Annotated in this window: 13 protein-coding genes and 1 pseudogene; 13 read left to right on the forward strand and 1 reads right to left on the reverse strand. The window is 66.8% G+C overall.

All coding sequences use genetic code 11. The features are described from left to right. The 13 genes and pseudogenes from AO684_RS22455 to cysE form a co-directional block, all read left to right on the forward strand. Positions 1-151, forward strand: a pseudogene (locus AO684_RS22455) (hypothetical protein); the annotation flags it as partial. After that, entirely contained in the window at positions 148-486 is a 339-nt protein-coding gene (locus AO684_RS20725; RefSeq protein ID WP_054304639.1) for a head-tail adaptor protein, read from the forward strand. The pseudogene AO684_RS22455 and the gene AO684_RS20725, both read left to right, overlap by 4 nt. Beyond that, positions 483-875: a DUF3168 domain-containing protein gene (locus AO684_RS20730; protein ID WP_054304640.1), complete on the forward strand. Its 393-nt coding sequence runs from the start codon at positions 483-485 to the stop codon at positions 873-875. Before AO684_RS20725 ends, AO684_RS20730 begins: the two co-directional genes overlap by 4 nt. A 74-nt stretch (positions 876-949) precedes the next feature. Then, positions 950-1,363: a phage major tail protein, TP901-1 family gene (locus AO684_RS20735; RefSeq protein ID WP_054304641.1), complete on the forward strand. Its 414-nt coding sequence runs from the start codon at positions 950-952 to the stop codon at positions 1,361-1,363. 2 nt (positions 1,364-1,365) lie between these two features. Further along, complete coding sequence (locus AO684_RS20740) at positions 1,366-1,686, forward strand: gene transfer agent family protein (protein ID WP_054304642.1); 321 nt, start codon at positions 1,366-1,368, stop codon at positions 1,684-1,686. Continuing rightward, complete coding sequence (locus AO684_RS20745) at positions 1,683-1,901, forward strand: rcc01693 family protein (protein ID WP_054304643.1); 219 nt, start codon at positions 1,683-1,685, stop codon at positions 1,899-1,901. The genes AO684_RS20740 and AO684_RS20745 overlap by 4 nt, the downstream gene beginning before the upstream one ends. After that, positions 1,879-2,532 (forward strand): phage tail tape measure protein, encoded by a 654-nt coding sequence (locus AO684_RS20750; protein ID WP_054304644.1) that lies wholly within the window; start codon positions 1,879-1,881, stop codon positions 2,530-2,532. Before AO684_RS20745 ends, AO684_RS20750 begins: the two co-directional genes overlap by 23 nt. 9 nt (positions 2,533-2,541) lie before the next feature. After that, entirely contained in the window at positions 2,542-3,174 is a 633-nt protein-coding gene (locus AO684_RS20755; protein WP_054304645.1) for a DUF2460 domain-containing protein, read from the forward strand. After that, positions 3,171-4,061, forward strand: a complete 891-nt coding sequence (locus AO684_RS20760) for a DUF2163 domain-containing protein (RefSeq protein WP_054304646.1) — start codon at positions 3,171-3,173, stop codon at positions 4,059-4,061. Before AO684_RS20755 ends, AO684_RS20760 begins: the two co-directional genes overlap by 4 nt. Beyond that, positions 4,058-4,507, forward strand: coding sequence for an NlpC/P60 family protein (locus AO684_RS20765; protein ID WP_054304647.1), 450 nt, complete (start codon positions 4,058-4,060; stop codon positions 4,505-4,507). The genes AO684_RS20760 and AO684_RS20765 overlap by 4 nt, the downstream gene beginning before the upstream one ends. Before the next feature lie 24 nt (positions 4,508-4,531). Beyond that, complete coding sequence (locus tag AO684_RS20770; protein ID WP_054304648.1) at positions 4,532-8,425, forward strand: glycoside hydrolase TIM-barrel-like domain-containing protein; 3,894 nt, start codon at positions 4,532-4,534, stop codon at positions 8,423-8,425. Then, a complete protein-coding gene (locus AO684_RS20775) occupies positions 8,425-8,718 on the forward strand; it encodes a hypothetical protein (RefSeq protein WP_054304649.1) in 294 nt (97 codons plus the stop codon). Before AO684_RS20770 ends, AO684_RS20775 begins: the two co-directional genes overlap by 1 nt. 63 nt (positions 8,719-8,781) lie before the next feature. Next, positions 8,782-9,594 carry a serine O-acetyltransferase gene (gene cysE / locus AO684_RS20780; RefSeq protein ID WP_054304651.1) on the forward strand — a complete coding sequence of 271 codons (813 nt, stop codon included), beginning with the start codon at positions 8,782-8,784 and terminating at the stop codon, positions 9,592-9,594. A gap of 69 nt (positions 9,595-9,663) precedes the next feature. Here cysE and AO684_RS20785 read toward each other — a convergent pair. Then, positions 9,664-10,427: dihydrolipoamide acetyltransferase family protein (locus AO684_RS20785; RefSeq protein ID WP_161806036.1), on the reverse strand; the 764-nt coding region annotated here is incomplete at its 5' end.

Below are 10,427 nucleotides of genomic sequence, written 5' to 3' on the forward strand. Positions count from 1 at the left end.
CGATCTGGCGCAAGCGGTACTGCTGCTCGCCGGGCAGTTCTACGAGACCCGGCACGAGCCGGGGGGGCAGGCCGAGGCGTTGCCGCGCGGGGTGCAACTGCTGGTGGAACGCTGGCGCAATGTGCGTGTGCTGGGCGGGGGCGCGGCATGAGGGCGCCTTCGCTGACACGGCCTTTGTTGTTGGAGGCGCGTTCGCGCGTGGCGGACGGCGCGGGTGGCTATGTGGAAAGCTGGCAGGCGCTGGGCACGCTCTGGGCTGAGGTGTTGCCGGGCGCCGGGCGTGAGGTCCCGGGTGAGGAGGTGGTGATGGCCTCGGTCGCGTATCGGATCGTGGTGCGGGGCGCGGCCCAGGGCGCGGCCTCGCGTCCGCTGCCGGGGCAGCGGTTCCGCGACGGGGCACGGCTGTTCCCGATCCTCGCGGTGACGGAGCGCGATGCGGCCGCGCGCTATCTGATCTGTTTCGCGCGGGAGGAGGTGCCAGCATGAGCTATGGCGTCGCGGCTGCCTTGCAGGCGGCGATCTATCAGCGGCTCGTAGCGGCGCTTCCTGATGTGCCCGTGTTTGATGCGCCGCCTGTGGGCGGGGGCAGCGGAAGCTTCGTGCTGATCGGGCCGGAGGAGGCGCTGGATGTCAGCGACAAGACCGGCGCGGGGGCACTGCACCGGGTGCAGATCAGTGTGATTTCCGATGCGGCCGGGTTCCTGACCGCGAAGGAAATCGCGGTCCGCGTCTCGGATGCGCTGACGGATCAGGCGCTGGTGCTGGCGCGCGGACGGGTGGTGTTGACGCGCTTCGTCCGGGCGGTGGCGCGGCGGCTGGGCGCCGGTGCCACACGACGGATCGACCTGCGCTTCGACATCCGGGTCGAGGATTGAGTTGCACTAATCGAACATTATTGGCGGTTGATCTGTGGATATATCGCTAATCCATACAGTAATCGGAGAATTCCATGGCAGTGCAAAGCGGCAAGGACTTGCTGGTCAAGATCGACCTGAACGGCAGCCTTCAGTTCGAGACCATCGCGGGGTTGCGCGCCACGCGCATCAGCTTCAACGCGGAAACGGTGGATGTGACCAGCCTTGAAAGCCAGGGCGGCTGGCGCGAGCTGCTGGCGGGGGCGGGTGTGCGCTCGGCCAGTATCTCGGGCTCGGGGGTGTTCCGGGACTCCAATACCGACGAACGCGCGCGGCAGATATTCTTTGACGGCGAGATGCCGAATTTCCAGGTGGTGATCCCGGATTTCGGCATCGTGGAGGGGCCGTTCCAGATCACCGCCATCGAATATTCCGGCAGCCATAACGGCGAGGCGACTTATGAACTGACGCTCGCCTCAGCCGGGGCGCTGACGTTTACGGCGCTCTGACCATGGCGAACCCTTTTGCCGGTGAGGTGGTGGTGACGCTGGAGGGCGTGCCGCATGTGGCGAAGCTGACGCTGGGGACGTTGGCGGAACTGGAGATGACCCTGGGCGAGGACACGTTGGTGGATCTGGTGGCGCGATTCGAGGCGGGGCGGATCTCCAGCCGCGATGTGTTGGCCTTGCTGGTGGCGGGATTGCGTGGCGGCGGCTGGCAGGGCCGGGCCGAGGATCTGCGCACGGTCGAGATCGGCGGCGGGCCGGTCGGGGCGGCACGGGCGGCGGCGGAACTTCTGGCGCGGGCCTTCGCGCTGCCGGGCGAGGCATGAGCGGCATCGACTGGCCGGGCCTCATGCGGGCGGGGCTGAACGGGCTTGGACTGACCCCGGCCGAGTTCTGGCGGCTGACGCCGGTGGAGTTGCGGCTGATGCTGGGGGCGGATCGTGCGACCCCGGCGATGACACGGACGCGGCTGGATGAACTGGCCGCGGCCTTTCCCGATCTGAGGAAGGACAGGACGGATGGCGGATCTGGAGACGCTTGAAGATCAGGTCGCGGCGCTGGAGGCGACACTGGATGGCACGACCGGCATGGTCACCGCCTTCGAGGGCGAGCTGGCGCGGATGCGCGATACGCTGCTGTTCACCGGCCGCGAGGTCAATCAGCTGAGCAGCGGCATCAGCGGCGGCCTGCGGCGCGCCTTTGACGGGCTGGTGTTCGACGGGATGAAGCTGTCGGACGCGCTGAAGAGCGTGGCGCGCAGCATGGTCGACACGGTTTACGGCGTGGCGATGAAGCCCGTGCAGAATGCGGTGGGCGGGTTGCTGGCGGAGGGGATGAACGCGCTGTTCAGCGGGATCATGCCCTTCGCCAAGGGCGGCGCCTTCACGCAAGGCCGGGTGATGCCCTTCGCCAAGGGCGGCGTGGTATCCAGCCCGGTCAGCTTTCCCATGCGTGGCGGCAGCGGGTTGATGGGCGAGGCGGGGCCGGAGGCGATCATGCCGCTGGCGCGCGGCGCCGACGGGCGGCTGGGGGTGCAGGCCTCGGGCGGCGGGCGGCCGGTGACGGTGGTGATGAACATCACGACCCCCGACGTGCAGGGCTTTCAGCGCAGCCAGTCACAAATCGCGGCACAGGCCAGCCGGGCGCTGGCGCGTGGCCAGCGCAACCGCTGAGGAGGGATCATGGCATTTCACGACATTCGCTTTCCCGCCAATCTGAGCTTCGGCTCGGTCGGCGGGCCGGAGCGGCGCACGGAAATCGTGACGCTGACCAACGGGTTCGAGGAACGGAACACGCCCTGGGAGCATTCGCGCCGGCGCTATGATGCGGGGGTGGGCTTGCGTTCTCTGGACGATGTGGAAACGCTGATCGCGTTTTTCGAGGCGCGGCGCGGGCAGATGTTCGGCTTCCGCTGGAAGGACTGGTCGGATTACAAATCCGGCCGCGCCTCGCGCGCGGTGACGCCGTTCGACCAGATCATCGGCACGGGCGATGGCGCGCGGGTCGAGTTCGGGCTGTGCAAGACCTATCGCTCGGGCGAGGCGAGCTATGTGCGGCCGGTGGTGAAGCCGGTGCGCGGCAGCGTCGTGGTGGCGGTGGATCGCGACCAGAAGGTCGAGGGGCCGGAGTTCGACATTGATACCACAACGGGGGTAGTGCGGTTTTCCACGCCGCCTGCGGTGGGCGTGGCGGTCTCGGCCGGGTTCGAATTCGATGTGCCGGTGCGGTTTGATACCGACCGCATTCAGACTTCGGTCGCCTCGTTCCAGGCGGGCGATGTGCCCAGTGTTCCGGTGGTGGAGGTGCGGGTATGAGTGCGCGCGACGATCTGCTCGCGCATCTGGCGGGCGGCGTGACGACGGTGTGCCGGGCCTGGCTGGTGCGGCGGGTTGACGGGACGCAGATGGGCTTTACCGACCATGACGGTGATCTGCGGTTCGGGGGGGTAACCTTCCGCGCCTCGACCGGGCTGACGGCAGGGGCCTTGCAGCAATCGACCGGGCTTTCGGTCGATAATACGCAGGCCGTGGGGGCGCTGAGCGATGCGGGGCTGACCGAAGCTGATATTCTGGCCGGGCGCTATGACGGGGCGGAGGTGGAGGCCTGGCTGGTCAACTGGGCCGACCCGACGCAGCGCGACCTGCTGTTTCGGGGGACTGTGGGCGAGATTACCCGTAACGGTGCGGGGTTCGAGGCAGAACTGCGCGGGCTGGCGGAGCGGCTGAACCATCCGCAGGGGCGGGTCTATCAGCGCGAATGCGCAGCGCTGCTTGGGGATCGGGAGTGCGGGGTGGATCTGCAAGACCCGCAGTTCACTGCCGATTGTGTGCTCGCCGAGGTGACGGAGCGAAGGGTGTTCCGCTTTGCCCCACTGGCCGAATGTCCGCAGGGCTGGTTCGCAAGCGGGGTGCTGACTTTGCGCGACGGGGCGGCTGCGGGACTGTCGGGGTCGATCAAGACAGACCGCATCCTTGCCGACGGGCGGCGCGAGATCGGGCTGTGGCGCGCCTTGGGTGCCGATGTGGCGGCGGGCACGTCGGTACGGCTGGTGGCGGGATGCGACAAGCGGACTGAGACCTGTCGGCAGAAGTTCAACAATTTCCTGAACTTTCGTGGCTTCCCGCATATTCCGGGCGAGGACTGGCTGACCTCTTTCCCGTCGTCGTCGTTGGTCAATGACGGCGGGAGCCTGCGCGGATGAACCGGGGGGAGGAGATCGTTGCCGAGGCGCGGCTCTGGATTGGCACGCCCTACCTGCATCAATGCGCGACACGGGGGGCCGGGACGGATTGTCTTGGCCTGATCCGTGGCGTCTGGCGGGTGCTGGTGGGGCCGGAGCCGACCGAAGTTCCGCCCTATACGCAGGACTGGGCCGAACCCTCGGGAGAAGAGGCGCTTCTGGCGGCGGGGGCGCAGTTTCTGATCCCCAGGCCGCTGACAGAACTCGCGTCGGGCGATGTGATCCTGTTTCGCATGCGCGAGGGCAGCGTGGCGAAGCATCTGGGCATCCTGACCGAGGTCGGGCGGCGTGAAAGCTTCGTTCACGCCTATACGGCGCATGGGGTGATCGAAAGCCCGCTTTCTGCCCCCTGGAAGCGCCGCATCGCGGCGCGGTTCGCATTTCCTGACCGTGCAGAGCGCGGCTGAGCAATCTTCGAAGGAGCGCGCTGAATGGCGACGATACTGCTGTCCGCGGCGGGGGCCGCAATCGGATCGGGCTTTGGCGGCACGGTTCTGGGCCTGTCCGGCGCGGTCATCGGCCGCGCAGTGGGGGCCACGCTGGGCCGCGTGCTGGATCAGAAGCTGCTGGGCGCGGGCTCCGAGGCGGTCGAGGTTGGGCGGGTGGACCGTTTCCGCCTGATGGGCGCCTCGGAAGGGGCGGCGGTGGCGCAGGTCTTTGGCCGGGTGCGGGTGTCGGGTCAGGTGATCTGGGCCACACGCTTCATGGAGCAGACCAGCACCACTGGCGGCGGCAAGGGTGCGCCGAGGCCGCGCACCACGACCTATTCCTACAGCGTCAGTCTTGCCGTCGCGCTGTGTCAGGGGCGGATTTCCAGCATTGGCCGGATCTGGGCCGACGGGGTGGAAATCGCGCCGGGTGATTTGAACCTGCGGGTCTATACCGGCAGCGAGACGCAACTGCCCGATCCGAAGATCGAGGCGGTGGAGGGTGCGGATCTGGCGCCAGCCTATCGTGGTATCGCCTATGTGGTGATCGAGGATCTGGAGCTTGGCCGTTTCGGCAACCGGGTGCCGCAGCTTTCCTTCGAGGTGATCCGCCCGGCGCAGGGGGCTGCGGCGGAGGCGATGACCAGCCTTCAGGAGGCGGTGCGTGCGGTCGCGCTGATCCCCGGCACGGGCGAATATTCGCTGGCGACGACGGCAGTTCATTATGCCGAGGGCGATGCAGCTGTGCGGTCGGCGAATGTGAACTCGCCCTCAGGGCGCAGCGATTTCCTGACCTCGCTGAAACAGCTTGAGGAGGAGGCGCCGAACTGCGGCTCGGTCTCGCTGGTGGTATCGTGGTTCGGCAGTGACCTGCGCTGCGGGGACTGCGAGATCCGTCCCAAGGTCGAACAGACCGCGCAGGAAGGCGTGGGCATGGTCTGGCGCGCGGGCGGCATCGGGCGCGATGCGGCGCAGGAGGTGCCTCGCATTGACGGGAACTCTGTCTACGGCGGCACACCCGCCGATGCGGCGGTGGTGGAGGCGATCAAGGCGCTGCGGGCAAAGGGGCAGAGCGTGATGTTCTACCCCTTCATCCTGATGGAGCAACTGGCGGGCAACGGGCTGGAAAACCCCTGGGACGGCGCGGCCGACCAGCCGCCCTTGCCCTGGCGCGGCCGTATCACGCTGGCGCAGGCGCCGGGGCGGGCCGGGTCGAGCGATCAGACCTCTGGCGCGGTCGCCGAGGTGGCGGATTTCTTCGGCAGCGCCCAGCCTTCGGATTTCACCATTGAGGACACCTCGGTCAGCTATTCCGGCGCCGATGAATGGCGCTATCGCCGCTTCATCCTGCATTACGCGCATCTTTGCGCGGCGGCGGGCGGGGTCGATGCCTTCTGCATCGGGTCGGAAATGCGCGGGTTGACGCAGATCCGCGGGCCGGGTCACAGCTTTCCGGCGGTGGCGGCGCTGCGCCAGCTTGCGGCAGAGGTGCGGGCGATCCTCGGGCCTGCCACGAAGATCAGCTATGCTGCCGACTGGTCGGAGTATTTCGGCTATCACACGGGCGGGAATGTATATTTCCACCTTGATCCGCTTTGGGTCGACCCGAATATCGACTTCATCGGTATCGACAATTACATGCCGCTGAGCGACTGGCGCGACGAGGAGGGGCATCTGGATGCGGTATGGCGCCGGGTCTATGACCTTGATTATCTGAAGGCCAATGTCGCAGGCGGTGAGGGGTTCGACTGGTACTACGACAGTGACGAGGCCGAACGCCTGCAACGCCGTCGTCCCATCGAGGATGGTGCCTATGGCGAGCCCTGGGTCTATCGCTACAAGGATCTGCGGTCCTGGTGGTCCGAACGCCATCACGACCGGATCGACGGGGTGCGCGCGGCGGTGGCATCCGACTGGGTGCCGCAGTCGAAGCCGATCTGGTTCACCGAATACGGATGTGCGGCCATCGACAAGGGCACCAACCAGCCGAACAAGTTTCTGGACCCGAAATCCTCGGAATCCGTTTTACCGAGGGCATCGACCGGGCGGCGCGACGATCTGATGCAGATGCATTATCTGCTGGCGTTCCATGAATACTGGGCTGACCCGGTGCATAACCCGCGCTCGGCGCTTTATGACGGGCGGATGCTGGATACGGCGCGGTCGCATGTCTGGGCCTGGGATGCACGGCCCTATCCGGCCTTCCCTGCTGTTGCGAGCGTCTGGAGCGATGGTGGCAATTACGCGCGCGGCCACTGGATCACCGGACGCATCGCCGGGCAGCGGCTTGCGGCGGTGGTGGCCGAGATTTGCGAGCAGGCGGGGCTGACGGATTTCGACGTCTCCGATCTGGTCGGCGTGGTGCGCGGCTTTCACCTGACCGAGATCGGGTCGGCCCGCGCTGCGTTGCAGCCGCTGATGCTGGCCTATGGGTTCGATGCGACGGATCAGGGCGGCAAGCTGGTGTTTCGCATGCGCGACGGGCAGATAGGGGCGGCATTCGCAACGGATCGCCTCGCGGTTTCGGCCGATCTGTCTGGGCCGGTGGAGACCAGCCGCAGCCCCGAGCCGGAGAGTGCCGGGCGGGTGATGCTTGGCTTTACCGAGGCCGATGGTGATTTTGCGTCGCGACAGGCGGTGGCCGTGGCGCCGGGGGATGCGGTGCCGACGGTGGCGCAATCCGATCTGCCGCTGGTTTTGACGCGGGCCGAGGGTGCTGCCATCGCCGAACGCTGGCTGGCCGAGGCGCAGGTGGCGCGCGATACCCTGCGTTTCGCACTGCCACGCTCGGCCATGGCGCTGCGCGTGGGCGAGGTTGCGCGGGTTGCTGGGGCAGACTACCGCATCGACCGTCTGGAACATGGTGATGTTCTGATGGCCGAAGGTGTGCGCACGGAACGCGGGCTGTACCTGCCTGCGCCCCATGCCGAGGAAATTCCGGAGCCCCGTGCATATCTGGCGCCGCTGCCGGTTTATCCGGTGTTTCTCGACCTGCCGCTGCTGACAGGCTCTGAGGTTCCCGGGGCGCCGCATCTGGCAGTGGGCGGTCGGCCCTGGCCCGGAACGGTCGCGCTGTGGTCGGCGGCGGAGGATGCGGGCTATGCGCTGAACACCACTCTCAACCGGAGTGCCACAATCGGACGGACCGAAACGGTGCTGGCGCGCGCGCCTGCCGGGCGGTGGGATCGCGGCGCGGGGTTGCGGGTGCGGCTGAGCTCGGGGCATCTGATTTCGGCCGGGCCGCGCGGGGTGCTGGGCGGGGCCAATGCCATGGCCATCGGTGATCCGGACAGCGGCATCTGGGAGGTGTTTCAGTTCACCGAAGCGCAGCTTGTGGCGCCGATGACCTACGAGCTGCGGATGCGGCTGCGCGGGCAGGCGGGCACCGACGGCGTGATGCCCGGTGAATGGCCCATCGGCAGCCAGATCGTTCTGCTGGACGGGGCGCTGGCGCAGATCGACCTGCCGCCCAGCCTGCGCGGGCTGGAGCGGCACTACCGGATTGGTGTCGCCGCACGGGGGTATGACCATCCGACGGTCACGCATCGGGTGGCGGCTTTCACGGGTGTGGGCCTGCGTCCCTATGCGCCCTGTCACCTGAAGCAGCAGCGGCAGGCGGGGGATCTGGCGTTCACCTGGGTGCGCCGCAGCCGGATCGACGGGGACAGCTGGCAGGTCGCCGACGTGCCCATGGGGGAGGAGCGCGAGGATTACCTCGTGCAGCTCTGGCAAGGGGCGGTGCTTCTGCGTGAGGATCGTTGCTCGGCGCCCGGCTGGGTCTATACCGGCGCGATGCAATCTGCTGATGGCGCTACCGGCACGGTGCTGCTGCGTGTTGCGCAATTGTCCGCCAGTTTTGGTGCCGGACCCGCGGCAAGTCTGGAGGTTACGCTGTAGTGCGTGCGATTCTTCCCGGAGATCTGCATGCGGCCGCGCGGGCGCTGATGGCGCGGCCCCCTGCCGAATGGAGGCCGCTGGCCGACAGGCTGATTGCCGAAGCTCATATGGCACATCGCATCGTTAAACGCCTTGGCCGGATGCATCCGGGCCTTGGCGACGGCAGCCTGATGTCGCGGGCCATGCTGTGCCCCTTGCGGCACGAGGCCCACCCCTCGGATCGCCTGTTTCTAGCGGCACTGACCCTGACGCTGGGCCGCTTGCTGCGCTGGTATGATCGCATGGACGGGTGACGTCTGGAATGCGGAGGAAAATCGCCTATAATGCCGTTCGAGATCTGAATGATGGAGTTCCCGATGGCAGAGACCCGAGCAAAGCTCACCCCGGTTGATCCGGTGTGGTCGCGTGTCTGCGAAGAGGCGCTGGCGGCGGTCGCGGCAGAACCGCTTCTGGGCGGGCTGGTTCATTCCAGTCTGCTGCACCATCCGACGATGGAACGTGCGCTCGCCTATCGGTTTTCGCTGAAACTCGCCAGCGGCGAGATGAGTGAACAGCTGCTGCGCGAGATCGCGGATACCGCCTATGCCGCCGATCCGGCGCTGGGGCAGGCGGCGCGGGCCGATCTGGTAGCGGTGTTCGACCGTGACCCCGCCTGCCATCGCTATTTGCAGCCCATGCTGTTCTTCAAGGGCTATCAGGCGGTGCAGGCCTATCGCGTGGGCCATTGGCTCTGGGGGCAGGGCCGGGCAGACATGGCCTATTTTGTGCAGATGCGGGTGTCCGAGGTCTTTGGCGTCGACATTCATCCCGCAGCCCGCATCGGGCGCGGCATCATGATCGACCACGCCCATTCCATCGTGATCGGTGAAACGGCAGTGGTGGGCGACAACGTATCCATGCTGCATTCCGTGACGCTGGGCGGGACGGGCAAGGAAGACGGCGACCGTCATCCCAAGATCGGCGACGGCGTGCTGATCGGGGCGGGAGCCAAGGTGCTGGGCAATATCAGCATCGGCCATTGCTCGCGCATCGCGGCGGGGTCGGTGGTGTTGCAGGACGTGCCGCCCTGCACGACCGTCGCAGGCGTTCCGGCCAAAGTGGTGGGGGAAGCGGGGTGTTCGCAGCCCGCCGTCAGCATGAACCAGATCCTGAAGGACTGCGACTGCTGAACCAGGTCGCAAGCGGAAACGAAAAGGCCCCGGATCGCTCCGGGGCCTTTTGCATTGCGGTGCTGGCTGTCAGGCCAGCATCATCATCGGGTTTTCGAGGTTCTCGATCAGCGCCTTGAGGAACTCGGCCCCCAGCGCGCCGTCGATCACGCGGTGATCCACCGAAAGCGTCATCGACATCATGGTGGCCACCACGATCTCTCCCGCCTTGTTGACCACCGGCTTCTTCACGCCCGCGCCGACCGCGAGGATCGAGCCATGCGGCGGGTTGATCACGGCGTCGAAATTCTCGACCCCCATCATCCCGAGGTTGGAAATCGCGAAGCTGCCACCCTGATATTCATGCGGGGCCAGCTTCTTCGATTTCGCCCGCGCCGCCAGATCCTTCATCTCGGCCGAAAGGGCCGACAGCGATTTCTTGTCGGCATCCTTCAGAACCGGGGTGAACAGACCGCCGTCGATGGCCACGGCCACCGCCACATCCGAGGGCTTCATCTTCAGGATGCGGTCGCCCGCCCAGACCGCATTGCAATCCGGCACCTTTTGCAGCGCCAGCGCCGAGGCCTTGATGATGAAGTCATTGACGCTGAGCTTTACCCCGCGTCCTTCCAGCGACTTGTTCAACTGCTCGCGGAAAGCCATCAGCGTATCAAGCTGCACTTCGCGGCGCAGGTAGAAATGCGGGATGGTCTGCTTGGCTTCGGTCAGACGTGCGGCGATGGTGCGGCGCATCCCGTCCAGCGGCACTTCCTCGTAGGCGCGATCTGCATAAAGCTTCTTCACCGCATCCGCCGAAGGCGCTGCCGGCGCAGCAGCCGGGGCCGGGGCCGCCG

The sequence above is a fragment of the Gemmobacter sp. LW-1 genome, assembly GCF_001303875.1.
GTDB classification, from domain to species: Bacteria; Pseudomonadota; Alphaproteobacteria; order Rhodobacterales; family Rhodobacteraceae; genus Gemmobacter; species Gemmobacter caeni.